The 17415-nt window shown below is 60.2% G+C and carries 17 protein-coding genes; 12 read left to right on the top strand and 5 right to left on the bottom strand.

Annotated elements, in window-relative coordinates:
- Window positions 1-600 precede the first annotated feature (600 nt).
- Entirely contained in the window at window positions 601-2703 is a 2103-nt protein-coding gene (locus AC1D1F_RS12475) for a D-(-)-3-hydroxybutyrate oligomer hydrolase (protein ID WP_477678110.1), read from the bottom strand.
- Here AC1D1F_RS12475 and AC1D1F_RS12470 point away from each other — a divergent pair.
- The 3 genes from AC1D1F_RS12470 to AC1D1F_RS12460 all read left to right on the top strand — a co-directional run bounded on the left by AC1D1F_RS12470 (window position 2702) and on the right by AC1D1F_RS12460 (window position 4545).
- Entirely contained in the window at window positions 2702-2932 is a 231-nt protein-coding gene (locus AC1D1F_RS12470) for a hypothetical protein (RefSeq protein WP_477678111.1), read from the top strand. The two genes, AC1D1F_RS12475 and AC1D1F_RS12470, sit on opposite strands and share 2 nt — an antisense overlap.
- Before the next feature lie 63 nt (window positions 2933-2995).
- Window positions 2996-3274 (top strand): helix-turn-helix domain-containing protein, encoded by a 279-nt coding sequence (locus tag AC1D1F_RS12465; protein WP_477678112.1) that lies wholly within the window; start codon window positions 2996-2998, stop codon window positions 3272-3274.
- Window positions 3271-4545: a HipA domain-containing protein gene (locus AC1D1F_RS12460; RefSeq protein ID WP_477678113.1), complete on the top strand. Its 1275-nt coding sequence runs from the start codon at window positions 3271-3273 to the stop codon at window positions 4543-4545. The genes AC1D1F_RS12465 and AC1D1F_RS12460 overlap by 4 nt, the downstream gene beginning before the upstream one ends.
- Window positions 4546-4668: 123 nt before the next feature.
- Here the strand turns inward: AC1D1F_RS12460 and AC1D1F_RS12455 are convergent, their stop codons facing one another.
- Window positions 4669-5301, bottom strand: coding sequence for a helix-turn-helix transcriptional regulator (locus AC1D1F_RS12455; RefSeq protein ID WP_477678114.1), 633 nt, complete (start codon window positions 5299-5301; stop codon window positions 4669-4671).
- 182 nt (window positions 5302-5483) lie between these two features.
- On the opposite strand from AC1D1F_RS12455, the gene AC1D1F_RS12450 reads away from it, so the two are divergent.
- The 4 genes from AC1D1F_RS12450 (at window position 5484) to AC1D1F_RS12435 (ending at window position 8407) form a co-directional block, all read left to right on the top strand.
- Window positions 5484-6611, top strand: coding sequence for a threonine synthase (locus tag AC1D1F_RS12450; RefSeq protein WP_477697307.1), 1128 nt, complete (start codon window positions 5484-5486; stop codon window positions 6609-6611).
- A 323-nt stretch (window positions 6612-6934) separates the two neighbouring features.
- Window positions 6935-7372 (top strand): Hsp20/alpha crystallin family protein, encoded by a 438-nt coding sequence (locus tag AC1D1F_RS12445; RefSeq protein WP_477678116.1) that lies wholly within the window; start codon window positions 6935-6937, stop codon window positions 7370-7372.
- Between the two features lie 117 nt (window positions 7373-7489).
- Entirely contained in the window at window positions 7490-7900 is a 411-nt protein-coding gene (locus tag AC1D1F_RS12440; RefSeq protein WP_477678122.1) for an Hsp20/alpha crystallin family protein, read from the top strand.
- A 255-nt stretch (window positions 7901-8155) separates the two neighbouring features.
- Window positions 8156-8407, top strand: a complete 252-nt coding sequence (locus tag AC1D1F_RS12435; protein WP_477678117.1) for a GlsB/YeaQ/YmgE family stress response membrane protein — start codon at window positions 8156-8158, stop codon at window positions 8405-8407.
- Window positions 8408-8464: 57 nt separating this feature from the next.
- Here the strand turns inward: AC1D1F_RS12435 and AC1D1F_RS12430 are convergent, their stop codons facing one another.
- The 3 genes from AC1D1F_RS12430 to AC1D1F_RS12420 form a co-directional block, all read right to left on the bottom strand.
- Complete coding sequence (locus AC1D1F_RS12430; protein WP_477678118.1) at window positions 8465-9520, bottom strand: hypothetical protein; 1056 nt, start codon at window positions 9518-9520, stop codon at window positions 8465-8467.
- Between the two features lie 337 nt (window positions 9521-9857).
- Entirely contained in the window at window positions 9858-10289 is a 432-nt protein-coding gene (locus AC1D1F_RS12425) for a YybH family protein (RefSeq protein WP_477678119.1), read from the bottom strand.
- Between the two features lie 111 nt (window positions 10290-10400).
- Window positions 10401-10823 (bottom strand): YybH family protein, encoded by a 423-nt coding sequence (locus tag AC1D1F_RS12420; RefSeq protein ID WP_477678120.1) that lies wholly within the window; start codon window positions 10821-10823, stop codon window positions 10401-10403.
- A 236-nt stretch (window positions 10824-11059) separates the two neighbouring features.
- Here AC1D1F_RS12420 and AC1D1F_RS12415 point away from each other — a divergent pair, with 236 nt between their 5' ends.
- The 5 genes from AC1D1F_RS12415 (at window position 11060) to AC1D1F_RS12395 (ending at window position 17353) form a co-directional block, all read left to right on the top strand.
- Complete coding sequence (locus tag AC1D1F_RS12415) at window positions 11060-13960, top strand: DEAD/DEAH box helicase (RefSeq protein ID WP_477700732.1); 2901 nt, start codon at window positions 11060-11062, stop codon at window positions 13958-13960.
- Window positions 13961-13990: 30 nt separating this feature from the next.
- Window positions 13991-15340: an ImmA/IrrE family metallo-endopeptidase gene (locus AC1D1F_RS12410; RefSeq protein WP_477697227.1), complete on the top strand. Its 1350-nt coding sequence runs from the start codon at window positions 13991-13993 to the stop codon at window positions 15338-15340.
- A gap of 117 nt (window positions 15341-15457) precedes the next feature.
- Window positions 15458-16201 (top strand): tRNA-uridine aminocarboxypropyltransferase, encoded by a 744-nt coding sequence (locus AC1D1F_RS12405; RefSeq protein WP_477697226.1) that lies wholly within the window; start codon window positions 15458-15460, stop codon window positions 16199-16201.
- A gap of 72 nt (window positions 16202-16273) precedes the next feature.
- On the top strand, window positions 16274-16624 hold the full coding sequence (locus AC1D1F_RS12400; RefSeq protein ID WP_477675512.1) for a hypothetical protein: 351 nt from the start codon (window positions 16274-16276) through the stop codon (window positions 16622-16624).
- A 141-nt stretch (window positions 16625-16765) separates the two neighbouring features.
- A complete protein-coding gene (locus AC1D1F_RS12395; RefSeq protein WP_477697225.1) occupies window positions 16766-17353 on the top strand; it encodes a putative glycolipid-binding domain-containing protein in 588 nt (195 codons plus the stop codon).
- Window positions 17354-17415 lie beyond the last annotated feature (62 nt).

Here is a 17415-nt window from a genome sequence, read left to right as displayed (position 1 = left end):
CCGCAGTCTGGGTCCCTACGCTTCGCTGCGGGCAACCTGCGGTGCTCGACTACGGCGGGGTCTCGCGCAAACTCGCTTCGCTCAGACAAGCGCGATCCCTGATCCGCCTACGTCTGCGCTCCTCGGCCCAGCCAGGACGGGGCAATCGGGAGCGGGGACAAAACACAAAGAATCAAACCAAGACAAACAAGGACTCGCCTTGGCGAGTCCTTGTTTCTTCAGGTATTTGGTATTTGTATTCCAATCCCCACCCCTTGTGGATGCGCCGAGGAGCGGAGGTCCAGACGGATCAGGGATCGCGTTGTTTGAGCGAAGCGAGTTTAGCGAGACCCCGTCTGGACCGAGCACCGCAGGTTGCCCGTAGCGCAGCGAAGGGACGCAGCAACCAGGGTCGCCTTTTCTTTTGCTTACTTTTGGTGTTTGCGTAACTTCGCTTCGCGAAGTGAGCAAACCCCGCGCGCGTAGCGCGCCTTTTGACGAACAAAAGAAAACTCGCTTTGCGGGTTTCGCTAAAAGTGAGTAGCCGCCGGGCTACCCCCGGCCAGCAGAACCAAGAAGAGAGAACAGAGGAAGCGCGGACAGCCGGCGCAAGACCCGGCCTTAATCCGCAACCGTCACAACATTATTCTCAAACGTGATCCGATCCCCCACTCCTGGCACCAACTGAATAGCCGGCACGTTCGCCAACGTAATCGGATTGGCAACGCTGCCAGTCTGACCCCGCGGCACCGTCCTCACCACCTGGCTCCCCGGCAGCGGCGCGCCAGTCTTGAGGTGCGCATACATCATGTCCATGGCCTGGATGAAATAGCGGTGCAGCGGCACCAGCCGCGCGCCATAACCCGGAAAGCCCAGGAAGGCATCGAAGTGCTGGGCGTTGGTGACCTCGATGTAGGAAAGTTTGCTGCTGCGGCCCTCGACCATCTTGTTGAGGCCGAAATACGGCCGTGAGGTGAAGGCCACCGGCACCAGCGTGTCGGAGCGGCCGTGCACGATCAGGGCCGGCTTGCCCTGCAGGTTGGCGTTGCGCAGCACCTGCTGTATGCCCTCGCGGACGCGCAGGGCGTCGGGGGTGTTGGTGCTGACCAGTGCGCGCAGGCACAGCGCGCCGGCGCTGTTGTAGTCCTGCACATTGCCGGCCGACACCGAGGCCGCGTCCAGCAGCGGGCCGCCCAGGCTGGCGTTGTTGACGATGTTGACACCCACCGTGGGCGGCACGCCGTTGCCGGTGCCGAAAGAAGTCGCCAGCGCGGCGGCCGATGCGGGCACCGGCACATTGGGCACGGGCGCGGTGGCCGGGGCCGTGGCGGCAAAGCTGTAGCCGCACAGGTTGTCCTGTACGCCGGCACGGCCATAGGCATTGGCATAGGTCAGCGCCACCGGCAGCGTGGCAAACGAATAGTGCGAGGCCTGCAGGTCGTTGCTTTCGGGCTGCCAGCCCGCGGCCTGCAGCACCGACATGGCGCTGGCCGCCTGCTCGGCCGGCGTGTTGCCGTTGACGAGGCCCTGGGCCTTGAGCGCGGCGCAGCGGTTGGCGGCGATGGCCGGGTTGATGGTGTTGAAGACATTGGTCGTGGGCGACAGCAGCGCGGCGCAGGGCTGCAGCAGGTTGGCCAGCGTCGTGTAGTCGTACAGCGGCCTGCCGGTGCCTGCCAGCGTCGTGTTGCCGCGCCGTACGCTGAGCCGCGCGTCGGGCACCAGCTGCACCTGCGGCTCGCCGACCGCCACGCCGCTGATCAGGCCGCGCGTGTCGAGCTCGGCCGCCGCCAGCGCCGCGCCGGCGCCGTTGGAGACGCTGGAGGCGATCACGATGGTGTTGGACGGGTTCAGCGTCCGCAGGCGCGCGCTGCCGTCGCGTGAGGGCGCGCCATAACGTTCATTCAGCACAAAGTAGGCGAACTCCACCGCCTGCAGCGTGAAGCGGCCCCAGTCCTTCTCGGAGTTCTGCTGCGAATGCGCGTGCTTGACGGCAAAGCGGTTCGGCGTGGCCGCGTTGAAGGCCGTGCGTTCCGTCGGGCTCAGGGCGGCCGTGAAATTGGAGGCCGCGCCGGCCGCACCTGCATCGGCGCGCAGGCCGTTCTGCAGGTGCACCGTGTTGTTCTGCAGGTCGTGCATGCCGCTGCCGGTGCCCTTATCGGTATAGGCCATGGCGCAGCCGTTCTTCAAACCCCATTCGCCCGAGGAGCCGATGGCGCCGTAAATGCCGCGTGAGCCGCTCGAGGTGCCGGTCACGATGCAGGCATTCGCCGGGTTGAAGCTCGCCGGCACCTGCACCATCATGGTCACGTTGTGCCGGCCGCTGCCGTCGTCCGAGTAGGCGATGAATTCGCTGCCGGCGATCTTGCCTTCGCCGGTGGTGACCACACCGCGCGCATCCACGTTCGGGCCGTAAAGCGTGCCGTAGCCGCCGGCCGGCGAGATGTCGAGGATGGCGCGGTAGTTGTTATAGATCGCGATGCGCCGCAGCTCGGCCGCCGTCGGCCTCAAAGGGTCCAGCGGCTGTGGCGCGGCGCCGCCCAGGCCGGTCTTGCCCAGGCCGGCGGTCAGCAGGTCGTCGTTGCCGCCGTCATACACCCCCATGGTGATGGGGCCCAGGTAGCTGGGCTTGGTGTTGATCGGGTCGCCCGCGCCGCCGGCGCAACCGGCCAGCAGCGCGGCCGCCGTGAGCAGGCCCAGGCCTGTGGTGATGGGGGTGGTTTTCATGGCGTCCTCCGTTTGGTGTTGTCGCGCTGGCTGGAGCGCCCATCATCATCGGGGCAAGGACGCCTATCTGCGCGGTTTTGGCGATTTGATTTGTAAGGGTTTTGCCTCTGTTCCGGCCAAGGGCCTGTTTGCTGCGGCCATGCCGCAGATGCCTTTCTTCAACCTCCGTCATCTGTGTCATCCGCGGATAAACCAGATCCGGTTTTCCCTCAAAGTTACCGATAGGTAACTTTTATTGACAGCTGCTGCGAAAGACCCCTAAACTTACCGATCGGTAACTATGGATCATCCTATGCCTTCCGTTGAAGAAAACATCCCGATCGGTAATTTTTCAATTTCTCAAGGCGCCATCGTCCGGTCCGCCGCCGACCTGGGCGAGCTGGTGCGCGAGCGGCGGCACAGGCTGGCCCTCAAACAGGTCGACGTGGCGGGGCTGGGCGGCACCGGCAACCGCTTTGTCATCGAGCTGGAACGCGGCAAGCCGACCGTGCAGCTGCAAAAGGTGCTCGACGTATTGAACCTGCTGGGCCTGGAAGTGGTGGTGCGTCCCAAAGCAGGCGGCCAGGCATGACCACCATCAATACCACCCCGGCGGAGCCTTCCCGCCTCGACGTCTTTTTCAACGAAGAGCGGGTCGGCTCGGTCCACGACAGCTCGCCGCTGTCTTTCGAATACTCGGCCGAATGGCTGGCGCGGAGGGAGCCCGCCCAGGTGGCCGGCATCACCCTGGCCATCGGCCGCAGCGACGCCCCGGCCGTGCAGGCCTTTTTTGAGAACCTGCTGCCCGAAGGCGATTTGCGCAGCTACCTGGCGATCAGCCGCAAGGCCTCCACCCTGTTCGGCTTGCTGCTGGAGACGGCGGGCGACACGGCCGGCGGCTTTGTCATCCTGCCGGCCGGTGCCAGGCCCGAGGGGCCGCGCTACGAGGCGACCAGCTGGGAAGCCCTGGCCCAGCGCCTGGCCGGCAAGTCGGCGGCCATCGACATCCAGGGCCGCGAAACCCGCATCTCGCTGGCCGGCGCGCAGGACAAAACCTCCATCGCGATTTTTGCCGACGGCGTGCCGCAGCTCGCGCGCGGCACCTCCCCATCCAGCCACATCCTCAAACCCGACATCCGGCGCCTGCCCGAGGTCTGGCATTCGGCCGCGAACGAAACCCTGCTCATGCTCGCCGCCGCGCGCTGCGGCCTGCCCACGGCCGAGGTGTTTTACGAGCCGCACACCCGCGCCTGCGTCGTCAAGCGCTTTGACCGCGTGCCGCAGGAGGGCGGCAGGCTGGGCCGTTTGATCCAGTACGACCTGTGCCAGCTCAGCGGCGTGGTGTCCGACAAAAAATACGAGAAGGAAGGCGGCCCCGGCCTGGCGCAGTGCGCGCGGCTGGTGCGGCAATACAGTTCGGCGCCCGCCGTCGATCTGCTGAACCTGCTGCGCTGGGTGTTCTTCAACCTCTACACCGGCAACAACGACAGCCACGCCAAAAACCTGTCGGTCTACCAGCCGCCCGGCCAGGGCGTGCGCCTGACACCGTTTTACGACCTCATGTGCACCCGCATCTATCCCGGGCTCTCCGGCGAGTTCGCCTTTGCCATCGGGGGCGAGACCCGGCCCGGCAGTGTCACGCAGGCCCACGTGCGGCAGATGGCGGCCGAACTGGGCATGGGCGCCGCCTTCACCCTGGCCACCGCGAAAGACGTCGCCGAAAAAATCCCCGCCGCCCTGGAGGGCGCCGCCGCGGCCCTGGCGCCCGCGCTGCCGCATGGCGCCAAGACCCTGGTGGAGCGCGTGCAGAAGCTGGTACTCAAGACCACGCGGCAGGCGGCCAAGCGCATCGCGGAAGGTTGAAACCCACCGAGGCCGGTTTCCAAAGCAAATAGCGCGTCAAAAAGGCCCTGAGCAAGGCGCAAAACGCAGACGGGGTAGACCCCCGGCGAGGCTTTGCAACGCCGCGCAGGGTCTTTTTGGCCGCTATTTCGCGTCGCTGTACACCGTGGCGCGCGAGACTCCCATATGCGCAGCAGCGATCTCCGCCCCACGCCGTATCTCCAGGTAGCCGGCCTTCTTCAAGTCCTGCACCAGCTGCTTGCGGTCAGCCGGCCGCAGCGAGCGCGAGGTGGTGGCGCGCGCGGCGGCGAATTCGTCTATGCACTGGTGGATGCGGTCGGCGTTCGCCGCGTCCAGCGTCTCCGTCACGGCGCTGCTTTCAATCGCGGTGAACTGCGACATCGCGGCCTGGAAGCCGTTGAACAAGGTCAGGTCCACATTGAGGCAGATGGCCGCCACATACTCGCCGGCCTCATTGCGGATGCCCACCGAGGTGCTCTTGACCTTGCGGCCGTCGGCGAACTGGTTGGCGTAGTTGGCGATCACCGCCGGGTAATCCGGGTCCTGGATGCGCGCCAGGCCCAGCTCGGTTGCGGGCTGGCCCACGCGCCGCCCGCTCAGGTTGTTCTCGATCGCGAGGATGGCGTTTTTCGGGTGTGTGAGGTCATGCACCACCACCTCGCAAAACGGCGCGAAGGTCTTGCCCAGGCCTTCGGCAATATTCTTGAGCTCGGCGAGCAGGTGCTTGTTCGAGGGCTGGGCGGGTGTCTTGGGCATGGCGGTGGTTTCGGAATTCAGACAAATTGTCTGGTTGGCCATGGTATCGCAGTGTGTGAATTTGACGGGCGCTGGCCCCCCACCCCAACCCTCCCCAGCGGGGGAGGGAGCGAAGAAAGGTATTTGACGATTTATCTAGTACTGGATATATTATCCAAGTTTTGGACTTTGAACCAAGCCCCATGCAGCCGCACTACCTCGACCCCCGCACCAGCAAACAGTACCCGCTCGCCGACCGCCGCTGGCGCTCCGACGATGGCAACCCGCTGATGCTCAGCGCGCTGCCCGGCATCAGCCGCGATGACGTCGACACGCGTGAACGCTCCATCTGGCGCTACCGTGCCGCGCTGCCGCTGCACATAGCCAGCAGCGCCAGCATGGGTGAAGGCTGCACACCCCTGGTCGAAAAATCCTGGGGCGGCTTGTCGCCGCTGTTCAAGCTCGAATGGTTCAACCCCACCAGCAGCTTCAAGGACCGCGGCGCGAGTGTCATGGTGTCCTTCCTCAAACAGCTCGGCATCCAGCACATCCTTGAAGACAGCTCCGGCAACGGCGGCGCGGCGATTGCCGCCGCCGGCGCATCGGCCGGCATCAAGGTCAAGATCCTCGCGCCCGGTTACACGCCCCTGCCCAAGGTCGCGCAGATACGCGCTTTCGGCGCCGAGGTGCAGCTCGTCGAAGGCCCGCGCGAGGAATCCGAGTACGAGGCCATCCGCCAGTCGGAGAAGATTTTTTACGCCAGCCACAACTGGCACCCCTTCTTCCTGCAGGGCACCAAGTCCATCGCCTATGAATTGTGGGAAGACCTCGGCTTCAAGGCGCCCGACAACATCATCATCCCCTGCGGCGCCGGCAGCAATGTGCTGGGCTGCCACATCGGCTTCAGCGAGCTGCTGGCTTCGGGCCAGATCAAAAAGCTGCCCAAACTATTCGCGGCCCAGCCGCTCAACTGCTCGCCGATTGACGCAAGTTTTACGGCCGGCAGCGACGGGCCCGTGGAACGCATCGTCAAACCCACCATCGCCGAAGGCACGGCCATCAAGCAGCCGATACGCCTGGCCGAGTTGCTCAAAGCATTGCGCGAATCCGGCGGCGGGACCGTGGCGTTAACAGAAGAACAGATCGCCACCGCCGTGCGCCGCCTGGCCGCCACCGGCCTGTACGCCGAACCCACCAGTTCCTCGGCCGCCGCCGCGCTCGACGTCCTGCACGCCTCGGGCGCCATCCAGGCGAATGAGACCACGGTGGTGCTGCTGACGGGGACGGGGCTGAAGTCGACGCAGTTCATGACGGAGCTGTTTGCGGAGTAGCCTTTTCCCCGATTGATTCCCTCTCCCCGATTCAACTCCCTCCCCCGCTGGGGGAGGGTGGGGTGGGGGCCAGCGGCCATTGAACAGCTCCGGCGCAACTTCAACCGCCGCCGGCCCCTATCCCAACCTTCCCCCAGCGGGGGAAGGAGCAAAGCGAAACCGCCCTTGCAACAATCCGCTTCAAATGCAGGCAAACGCAAATCCGCCAACACCCCTCTTGAAATTTTCCGGCGAATTCATACTTCCTCCATCCGGGCGCTGAGCCGCCGGTCCGGCGCCCCTTCATTGAATGACCATGTTCAACCTGAATGGAGGTAATCGCCATGTTTCGATCGCTGTTTCCCTACGACATGTTCGGGGAGATGGACCGCCTGCAACGTGAGATCCAGCAGGCGCTCGACTTGTCTCCCAACATCCGCGGCTTCGGCCGCGGCGGCTTTCCCGCCCTCAACATAGGCGGCACGCCGCAGACGGTGGAGGTCTATGCCTTCGCCCCCGGTGTCGACCCGAAATCGCTCGAAATCGACCTCGAGCGCGGCATGCTCACCATCGCCGGCGAGCGCAAGTCGCAGCTGCCTGAAGACGGCGCGCAGTCCACCCTGCACATCAACGAGCGTTTCGCCGGCAGCTTCCGCCGCGTGATCAGCCTGCCCGAAGACGCCGACCCCGACGCCGTCGAGGCCAGCTTCAAGGACGGCTTGGTCCACATCAGCATCCAGCGCCGCGCGGCCGCCCAGCCACGCCGCATCACCATCCATTAACCGACGTCACCACACAGACAGACAGAGAAAGAAAGGAGACCCACCATGTTCGGCAGCAAATCCAGCCAGGCCGGCACCACCACCGGCAACGGCCGCGGCAACAACAGCAACGACGCCATGCAGAACGGCACGTCTTCGTCATCCACCGAGGTCACGCGGCAGCAGCAACAACAAAGGCAGCCGGCCCGCTACGCCAATGCCACCCTCACGCCGCCCGTCGACGTGCTCGAAGACAGCACCGGCATCACCCTCTATGCCGACCTTCCCGGCGTGCCCAGGGAGAACCTCAAGCTCCAGGTCGAGGCCGACACCCTGACCATAGAGGCAGAGTCCGCCCTGGCCGCGCCCGAAGGCTTGCAGTCCAGCCACACCGAGGTGGGCCTGGGACGTTTTCACCGCGTCTTCAGCCTCAGCAAGGAACTGGACACCGAGAACGTGACCGCCGAGCTCACCCACGGCGTGCTCAAGCTGCGCATCCCCAAAGCCGCGCACGCACAGCCGCGCCGCATCAACGTCAAGGTGACCTGAGCGAGGGCCACGCCCTTTTGGCATTTACTCCCTCCCCCGCTGGGGGAGGGTGGGGTGGGGGCCAGCGGCCTTTGATCAGCCTCGGCGCAACTCGAGCGCCGCCAGCCCCCATCCCAACCTTCCCCCAGCGGGGGGGAAGGAGCAAAGTCCTTCTCCTACATCCCCGCGGATTCCCCGCCGATAAGCCGCACCTCCCGGCCCCGCCACGCTGGCAAGCAGGCAACCCGCCTGCCACCCACCCACCAGGAGAAGCGCATGACCACCATCCTCTGGACCATTCTTATCGGCTTCATCATCGGCCTCGTCGCCAAATTTTTGATGCCCGGCCGCGACCCCGGCGGTTTCATCATCACCGTGCTGATCGGTATTGCCGGCTCCTTTGTCGCGACTTATTTAGGCATGGCCATGGGCTGGTACCGCAACGGCGAGACCGCGGGTTTTATCGCCGCCGTGCTGGGCGCCCTCGTGCTTCTCGTCGCCTACCGGCTGGTGTCGGCCAAGAACTAGTCGATGCTGGACGACGCCGGCAGCCCCATCCCGCCCCGGCGCAAGAGGCGGCAACGCTCAGCGGTCTTCAACAGCCGGGCCGGCCATGTAGCAGATGCGCCCGTCCGCATCGCAGCCCACCGGGTAAATCTTGCGCGGGATTTCGCCGTCCTGGATGTCCCTCTCCGAACTGAACATCCGCGTGAAAATCTTCAGGGCTTTGTCCGGCATGTTGTCGCGTAGGAAATAGCGATGCCCCCAGGCGCCCACCTGGCCGCCCGTGAAAGAGATGTAGCGCACACCGGGGATTTGTGAAAACTCGCTCAGGTCGCCGCCCAGCTTGATTTGCGCCCCGTCCGCGACGTTCGCCGCGAAGAGCACCGTGTCGCCCTTGTTGTAGGTCACAAACACCTGGCCTTTGGGGCGGATTTTGGCGAGCCAGTCCGCGTGGCCCGCGGCGCGGGCGCAGGCCGCGAGCAGCGCGACGTTGTGCGCCGTGGCAAGCGACTCCGACGCGCCGCTGACGTCCAGTGAGTTCTGGAGAAAGTGGACGCCAAGGCTGTGCGCGGCCAGCGTGAAAGGCTGGTTGGCGATCAGCCTGGCGGCGGCCGTCATGCGCAGAAACCTGGCGAGGGCCTGCGCCGAATGTTGCGCATTGGTTTTGGCCTGGTGGTAGCGCCGGATCTTCCCCTGGATGCCGGCTTTCTCCGTGTTGCCGCCATTGCCGCCCTTGATGCCCTTGAGGTCGTCCTCGTCGTCGGTCTCCGGCACGGGCACGCCCGGTAGTGAGGGGCCTTCGGGCGTGAACCCTTCCGATGCCCAGGAGAAGCCCACCACCTCCACGCCGTATATCGCACGCAGCCGGTCACAGCGCTCAAAACATTTGGCCGGCGAATTGTTGTTGCCGTGGATGTAGACAAGCACCGGCTTTCGCCCATTGAACAAAGGCCCCAGCGCGTCGCGCGCATCCTGGTCGCTGACGTCCGCATCGACGTTCGTCAACTGCCATTTCGATCCACCGCGTTTTTCCACCGTTGCGAGGCCCAGCCGGGTGTCAAACGGTTTGAATGCGCGGCCAAACGCGGTTTCATCCCGTTTGCTGTCATCAACCTCCCTGTTCGTGAATATCAGCATGTCTTCCTCCTTGATGTGGGTCAACCTTGAAGCCGTTTCATTTTGGGACAAGGTTTACGCGCAGCCATCCTTCGATTGGATGGGAAGAAGCCAGAAAAAAGGGGAACTAATGCCCGGCAGGATCGGCATTGCGGCTCCTTTGTTGCGACTTATCCGGGCATGGCCAAGGGCTGGTACCGCAACGGCGAAACCGCGCAATGCGGCGTTCCGTCTTTACCAGCAAGGGCCGAGGAACCGGCTTTGCCGGGCCTCAGGCGCAGCGGCCCCTTATGTGATGAAAGGGGCAGGGACAGAGGCCGAAGGCCACACGAAGTGGGGGAGCGTGGGGGCTACATTTTTACATCTTGGCTTCAGCCAGCGGGTCGGCGTGGCGGTGCACCAGCTTCCACGCATCCCGCTCTCGCCGAAACACCTCCGTCACCCGCAAGGTCATGGCCACGGCATCGCTGCGGCCCTTCATGCGTGCCACCGCCTTCTGGTAACCCGTCCAGTAAGCCACGCTGTCGCCCGCCGCCATCTCGACGACTTCGAGCTGGGTCGTGCCTATGGGCTCGAACACCAGGGCGTCGCGCTCATAACGCGCCCAGACCTCCTGCGTCCCCTTCACCATGCCGCCGCCCGGGCCCATAAAGGTGGCCGGGGATTCCAGCGCGACGATGTGCGCCAGCGGCCCGGCATTGCCGCTCACATACGCGACCGCGGCCTGCTGCCGCTCTTTCATAAAGGTCTTGAACTCCTGCTGTGCTTTGTGAGAGGTAGTAGTAGCCATCTTGCTGCTCCTTGTCAAAAGGCCAAGGTAAGACCGGCGCGCGAAGCGCCGCGTAGGACAAGGGATCAGCGGCTTGAGGTTCCCTGCTCGGCGTGGAGAAAGCTACCGGCGCTAGTGCGGCGCTTTGGCGTCAGTCAAGGGGTCGGCATGCCGGTGTACCAGCTTCCACGAATCCCCTTCGCGCCTGAACACCTCCGTCACCCGCAGCTTGTTCGCCACCGGTTCGGCCTGGCCCTTCATGCGCGCCTGCGCCTGTTGAATGCCCGTCCAGTAGGCGACGGTGTCGCCCGCCGCCATGTCGATGATCTCGAGTTCGGTCGTGCTGCCCGGCTCAAACCGGCCGGCATCTTTCTCATAACGCGACCATACGGCTTGGGTGCCCTTCACCACGCCGCCGCCCGGGCTCATAAAACTGGCCGGCGACTGCTGCGCCACGATGCGCCCCAGCGGACCCGCGTCGCCACTCACATACGCGGCGGCGACCTGCTGCCGCTCTTTCATAAAAGTTTTGAAATCCTGCTGCTGTTGGCTCATGGTGTCTCTCCTTAAAAGGACACGCTAAGCCCGCCGCATGGGGCGGCCGCGTAGGACAAGGGAGGAGGGGGAAAGCGGAGAAATCGCACTGCGTGGGTGTTTTGGTGAATATTCACCTGCAAAACTCCCGTGAATACGTACCTTCTCGCTACCTAGCCCGCAGAAGCACCCTAGCTTCGCCACACATTCATAGCCATGATGTTGTGACAAATTGTTAGGAACTGGGACGGATCGCTATGAAACACAAATTGCCGGAAAACCATGGGCTATCGGAGTCGGCGCTCAAGAATCTACTTTTTGAGGAAAACGGGGAGCCTGCTCTCAGTGATGTGCAATATGCAGCACTGGAGGCTGGCGTCGGTCATGGCAAGAGCATGCTCGTTGTGTCGCCTACCTCTACCGGCAAAACTCTGATTGGCTTATGGGCGATTTCCAGGAGTCTCGAGGCGCATTGCAGGACTGTCTATCTAGTTACTCATCGAGCTTTGGCTAAGCAAAAGTTCGAAGACTTCAAATCACAACTGCTAACGCCATATCTCGGCGACAACAAAAGTTCGCTGGTCATTGCCACCGGCGACTACGTGGAAGATGCCGAGGGAAACTCACCAGCAGATCCTTTGCAAGCGCCGTTATTAGTAGCCACCTATGAGAAATTTTTGGCGCTACTCTCGGCTTCAGGCGTACCTAGTGATATGAGAGACACCGTAATAGTCTGTGACGAAATCCAGTTGCTCGGAGATTCGAATAGAGGTCAAAGCGTGGAAGTTCTGCTGACCTTGCTACGAAATGCCGGATGGCAACAGTTCGTGGGCCTATCAGCGGTCCTTAAACCAAAAGATGCAGGTGAGTTGGCAAATTGGCTCGGAGTGGAGCTAATTATTCAACATCGTCGAGAGAAGCATTTGCGGTATGAATGTTGGACTGCGGATCGGATGCTAACGGTCACCACGGAGGATCCAGATGAAGTCATTGATGGCCGCCCCTTGCCCGCCGGCGCAAGGCAAGACCCCATTGCATGTGTGATCAGCCTTTTGAAGGAGAAGAATCCGCCAACTCCAATCATCGTCTTCTGCATGAAAAAACAAGACACCTTTGATCTTGCGACCAAACTTGTCGAAACCATGCATGCCGGAAAAAAAGGCCAGTTGTCTCTTGCCTTCGATGGCCTTCCTGAAACTTCGGCAAATACCTTTTTAGCTGGAACTTTAGAACACCGGATAGCAATTCATACGGCCGATCTCATGGATGAAGAAAGGAACGTTATCGAGAAGCATTTGCTCGACGGAAAATTGGACGTTGTATTCGCTACCTCAACGCTAGCGGCAGGGGTGAATTTTCCGCTTGGGGCCGCCGTCTTCGCAGACTGGTCGCGATGGGATGGAAATAGGAAAACTTATGTGCCCATAGAAACTTCGGAGTTTCATAACATGGCAGGGCGCGTTGGCCGAATGGGTTTTACACACGACCAGGGAAGAGTCATCCTTTTCTCCTCTGCTCTGCAATTAAATCTCGCAAAAAAATTCCTAGCTCTTAGCGAGCTTGCAACAATTGAACCAAGAGTCACACCCGCTCGATTCAATCAACTTTCACTTCAACTTGTTTCATCAAATTTGTGCAGCAGTCGCGCTGATCTAGAGAAGTTGATATGCACTACGTTCAGTGCACTCAGAGAGGAGGATCGAAATCTCACCGCATTTAAGACTTGGCCAACAAAAATTAGCTCTGCCGTAGATGGGCTGTTGGCAAAGGGGTTCTTACTTGAAACAAGTGCCGGGGCTTTGGTTGCGACCTCCATTGGCCGAGCTGTAGGGCATAGCGGTCTCCTTCCAGAGACCGGGGTATTTTTACTCGACTATATGGTCAAGCATGCTCCATACCTGAACAAGCTTCTACCTTCGTCGGATGGAAAATCCGACACTCTGCAATTTGCAATGCTTCTTTTTTCATGCTGCCTGTCAAGCCCCGAGTTTCGACCGCAAGGCGGAGTAAAGCCAACCAGATTCCTCCCTTATCCGCTTCAAAATAGAGTGCTATTCGATCCTGAAAAGTATGCCGACCATCTCGCTGAGCCCGTTTGGCAAGCGGATGTTCTTCCAATTAACTCCGCGTGGCTTTGCTGCAAATGGATTGATGGAGCAGAAGTCAAAGAACTCGAGCATGAGGCGCCTCAACTAAGTGCCGGCATGCTAACGGAGATGTACCGTAATCTCGCGTGGGTGTTGCAGGGTTTTTCAGGAATTGCAACCGCCGCTGCAGACAAGCGCGTTCCAACTGGAAGTCGTCCTGCTTCGTTGAGAACCTTTGATGCTTTACTTGACGCAATCGGTAAGCTACCAAGAGCAATAAGACGACTGAGTTTTCGTGTTCAAGAAGGACTACCGGATGACGTTCTTTGGTTAACCGGCCTTTGTCCGCCAGGGTCACCCTACCGCCTAGCTAGGCACGAAATCCTAGTGCTACGCAAAAAAGGTATGGCAACACCGGCAACTCTGATGTTGGGAACTGCTGGTGCGGATGCGATTCGAGAAGAAGCATTCGCGAAGGCAAAGCCTAGCGCTAAAGCTAAGGCGAACTGGGTTAGAGATGCCTGCCGAGACTGGAAAGTTAATCAAAGACAGCGGACCGCTGAGCGACATATAAAGCGCGCGAAGAATTGCGCTCGAGTTGATCTAGTGGAAATGTTTTATTCAACAAAAGGAACGGCCTTCGAACAAGCGCTCGAGAATGTCCTACGATTTCTAAAAATCGACTTTATAAAACTCGACGACAAAACCAAAACGGGGGCGCCAGATTACTTGCTTTGCCTCAAAAATTCCCCTCCACTTGTTTTGGAGCTTAAGACCAAAGAAGGAAATGGACTAGTCGACTACAACAAGGCAACCGAAGTGCTCGCGGCATCGGAGATACATGGCCACAAAGATGCCTTTTGTGTAACTCTGTGCCACCCGGGCGTTGATCCAAGCGTGCCACCAGTTATAGCCGCCTGCGGTAGATTGAGCATAGTTGAGAGCAATGATCTAGGTGAAGCCTTGATACGCACTTGTGAGTCGGTGTTAACGGAAGAACAGCTTTGGCGTTGGCTTGCAACCCCCGGACAGGCTCTTTCAATAGATCTGCCATATAGGGAGTATGGTTAAGCGCGCCTTCCAAGTACTAGGGCACCCCAGATGAACACAACAGTCCTCGGTGATACGTTAGAGAATAAAATTCACGCGCTTTTTCTTTCAGAGATCGAGAATGATCGGTTTTGGGTCAAGAGAGATTGCTGCAAAATTTATAGAAAGAAGGGCTATCACTCAAAAGATCGCGGGAAAAAAATTGTGTTCGATATCTCTATCGAAGTATTTACTCCAGGTCGCGATGAATTTTCTTTTGTAATTCTGATCGAGTGCAAAAATTACAACCATCCGGTTCCTGTGGATGACGCAGAAGAGTTTTTTGCAAAAGCACAGCAAATATCAGGCGCTAACGTCAAATGCGTTGTAGCGAGTACCAATTCTTTTCAAGCCGGGACTCGCGCCTTTTCTAAATCCAAGGGCATCGGGTTACTTCGATACTTTGACAATCAATCCTTCAAATGGGAGCTTGATCGTTCGGCCTCTGGTACGGCAAGAACGACCAATGCCGAAGCATCAGTTGCAGCGGAATACGGTCTTGCGGGAGAAGACTTCACCAGCAACTTCTTCGATCTTTATTGTCAGTCGACGGCGAGAAATACTAACTCTCTATGGGACTTTGTTGAAGACTTCGTGTTAGAAACTTCACTTACGAGAACACAGATCGGGGAGATCGGGAATCGTAGAGACGGCCTCAAATGCCAAGTTAAGTATTTGGAAAAAGATGAATTGGAAAATCGTGCATCTTCAATACTGCTTGATGTAGGTTATTCCACAGGACAGGTTTCCTTAAATGCTCTGTGCGATCTTGAAGAAACTAAACATGGTCTTAAGGTTTTAAAGAACGTCGCTGCACCTGACCACCTTAGTACGTTGCCTCCGCTTGGTCGAATCACGTTCGATCCGCTTGAAATTCAGATTTTTCGGCAGCCAGAAGATGCGCCCTATGGACGTGAGCGATTCACGCTAGCCCACGAATTAGCGCATCACTTTCTCGATCATTCAAAATACATGTCGCGTGAATACTGCGACGAAAGCGATTTTTCACCGAGCGGGGGTTTTATTGCCGCGGGGACTTACATAGGAAGAATGGAGTTTCAGGCAAATTTTCTTGCGAGTTGCATCCTAATTCCAAGAATCAACGTCATTGCCGACTTTCGAGAACTAATTAAAGAGTTGAATATTCCGAATAAGGGTTACGGAACTCTTTTTGTTGATAAGCAACCCTGCAACTTAGAAAGTTATGAAAAGATAACTACCCATCTAATGCAACGTTACGGCGTGTCTAGAAGAGCCATAACCATTCGGCTGGAAGACCTGGGATTGCTGGTAGATGCTCGACTACGTTCTTTTCAGACAGTTCAACGAGCTTATGAAGCTTGGAGTGAGGCGGTTCGATAGGCGCGAAGGTTATTAGTTAAGTTTTAATCGCTGACTTCTGTGTTGAGCCCATGAGTCGAACTACCATCAGCAGCTCAACAGTCATCACACCCATTGGCGCCTCTCTCCCAGCCCCCCATGCCCCACGCCGTCTCCCGCCTGCGCACCGCCCGCCTGGCGCGCGCTTCCAAGCCTTTTCTCGCTCGCGGCGGCCCGCGCAATGAACGTTGTGCCGCTTGCCGGCTGATTCCCAGCCATTGCATGTGTGCCTTGCGGCCGGCCGTGCCTGAAGTACGTGCTGGTGTGTGCTTGGTGATGGCGGATATTGAGGCGCTCAAGCCCAGCAACACGGGCTGGCTGATTGCTGATGTGGTCCCCGATACCTTTGCGTTTGAGTGGGCGCGCACCGTGGTGGACCCAAACTTGATTGCCTTGCTGGCGGACCCGCAGTGGCAGCCTTACCTGGTCTTCCCCGGCGAGTTTGTGGCGGCGGAGCGGGTGGTGACGGAGGTGTTGCCTCCTGATTCAAGCGATGGCAAGCCGGCCAGGCGCCCACTGTTTGTGCTGCTGGACGCGACCTGGCCCGAGGCGCGAAAAATGTTTCGCAAAAGCCCTTACCTCGACAAGCTGCCGGTGCTGAGTTTGCAGAGCGAACAACTCTCGCGCTACAAGTTAAGGCGCTCGCAGCGCGACGAGCACTTCTGCACCTCGGAAGTGGCGGCTTTGTGCCTGGCGCTGGCTGGGGAGGTCCATGTGGCCGAGACGCTGGAGGCTTACCTTGATGTGTTCACCAACCACTACCTAAAGGCCAAGCAGCAGCAGCCGCTGGATCTGGAAGATGCGGCGCACCAGCGACTGCGCGGCCTGCGTTTGCCTGGCTAGCGCCCTGGTGCCGCATAGTTCACACTGTCACAAAAAACAACCCAATACCTGGCCATGAACCGACTCCCATATTTGCGCAAGCGGCCTTCGGCAGCGGATGAAAGCGAAGGCCTGGGCTGGCGGCTATTGGCCGCGCTGGTAGCCGTGCCGGTTTTTGAGGCTTCGCTGCTCCTTGGCATGTACTTGGTGTATCCGTCGCGCGGCATGGCCTATGTGTTCTTGTCGATTCCGCTGTGGGTGCATGGGGTGTATCTGGGGGCAGCCTCCCTCACAGGGTTGCTGTTTGGTTTCAAAGGCATCACCAGCCTGCTAGGCCATCTGTTCTTCACGCACCATGAAAACGAAAGAAACCGACTGGTGACGGCCTTGCTGTGGGGTGGGCTGCTAGGCCTGATTTTTGTGGCCTCGCACTTTGCCGCGTAGCAGCCACCGCCGCTGAGCCGGGAAGACGCAGCGCACCAGCGTTTGCGCGGCTTACGTTTGTAGACAAGTCTCGGGGCGCGGGCACTGGCAGCCAAGCGCTTGCCCGGCGCACAATGGTTGCCCTTCGAAAGGGTCATGCCCATGGTGAACGAAACCTCTCCTTCATTTCGAACGATCTGCTGGCAGCCCACGTGGAACCCTGCTTCGCCGGGCCTGGGGCTGGAGCATTTGCTGCTGGCGCAGGGCCAGGCCGACAGCGTGGTGCTGGCGGTCGATGAAGATGACGAGCCCTTCCGCCTGGCCTACAGGCTTTACTGGGACGAGGCCTGGCAGCTTCGCAGTGCTGACTTCTTTCTGGCCAAAGCCGGCATCAACCGGCTGCTGAGTCTGCGCACGGACGGCAAGGGCCATTGGCAGGATGGCGAGGGCCGGCCGCTGGCTGATCTGGACGGATGCCTGGACATCGACATCTGGCCCACGCCTTTTACCAACAGCTTTCCCATTCTTCGCGAGCCCCTGGCGGTGGGGGAGCGGCGCAGCTTTCGCATGGCCTGGGTGCTGGGGACGGAATTGACGGTGAAGCCACAGCCACAGGCCTACACGCGCGTGCGCGACAGGCTCTACCTTTTCGAGAACCTGGATGGGAGCGGCTTCAAGGCTGAGCTGCCGGTGGATAAAGACGGCATCGTGCTGGACTATCCGGAGCTGTTCCGGCGCGTGAAGGCCTGAAGTCCTGAAACAGGCGCTCGCGCTTGCACCCGGGCGCGCGAGCCGGCAGGCCCGCTTGTCCC

This window comes from Polaromonas sp. P1_H6 (assembly GCF_056405195.1).
Note: the sequence above shows the minus strand (reverse complement) of the source record. Positions and strands in the feature narration are given on the sequence as shown.

Bases quoted from the DNA above. Each gene is read 5' to 3' on its own strand.
- AC1D1F_RS12470 (WP_477678111.1), top strand. From the start codon at position 2,702: ATGGCGTCCTCCGTTTGGTGTTGTCGCGCTGGCTGGAGCGCCCATCAT.
- AC1D1F_RS12475 (WP_477678110.1), bottom strand. From the start codon at position 2,703: ATGAAAACCACCCCCATCACCACAGGCCTGGGCCTGCTCACGGCGGCC.
- AC1D1F_RS12465 (WP_477678112.1), top strand. From the start codon at position 2,996: ATGCCTTCCGTTGAAGAAAACATCCCGATCGGTAATTTTTCAATTTCT.
- AC1D1F_RS12460 (WP_477678113.1), top strand. From the start codon at position 3,271: ATGACCACCATCAATACCACCCCGGCGGAGCCTTCCCGCCTCGACGTC.
- AC1D1F_RS12455 (WP_477678114.1), bottom strand. From the start codon at position 5,301: ATGCCCAAGACACCCGCCCAGCCCTCGAACAAGCACCTGCTCGCCGAG.
- AC1D1F_RS12450 (WP_477697307.1), top strand. From the start codon at position 5,484: ATGCAGCCGCACTACCTCGACCCCCGCACCAGCAAACAGTACCCGCTC.
- AC1D1F_RS12445 (WP_477678116.1), top strand. From the start codon at position 6,935: ATGTTTCGATCGCTGTTTCCCTACGACATGTTCGGGGAGATGGACCGC.
- AC1D1F_RS12440 (WP_477678122.1), top strand. From the start codon at position 7,490: ATGCAGAACGGCACGTCTTCGTCATCCACCGAGGTCACGCGGCAGCAG.
- AC1D1F_RS12435 (WP_477678117.1), top strand. From the start codon at position 8,156: ATGACCACCATCCTCTGGACCATTCTTATCGGCTTCATCATCGGCCTC.
- AC1D1F_RS12430 (WP_477678118.1), bottom strand. From the start codon at position 9,520: ATGCTGATATTCACGAACAGGGAGGTTGATGACAGCAAACGGGATGAA.
- AC1D1F_RS12425 (WP_477678119.1), bottom strand. From the start codon at position 10,289: ATGGCTACTACTACCTCTCACAAAGCACAGCAGGAGTTCAAGACCTTT.
- AC1D1F_RS12420 (WP_477678120.1), bottom strand. From the start codon at position 10,823: ATGAGCCAACAGCAGCAGGATTTCAAAACTTTTATGAAAGAGCGGCAG.
- AC1D1F_RS12415 (WP_477700732.1), top strand. From the start codon at position 11,060: ATGAAACACAAATTGCCGGAAAACCATGGGCTATCGGAGTCGGCGCTC.
- AC1D1F_RS12410 (WP_477697227.1), top strand. From the start codon at position 13,991: ATGAACACAACAGTCCTCGGTGATACGTTAGAGAATAAAATTCACGCG.
- AC1D1F_RS12405 (WP_477697226.1), top strand. From the start codon at position 15,458: ATGCCCCACGCCGTCTCCCGCCTGCGCACCGCCCGCCTGGCGCGCGCT.
- AC1D1F_RS12395 (WP_477697225.1), top strand. From the start codon at position 16,766: ATGGTGAACGAAACCTCTCCTTCATTTCGAACGATCTGCTGGCAGCCC.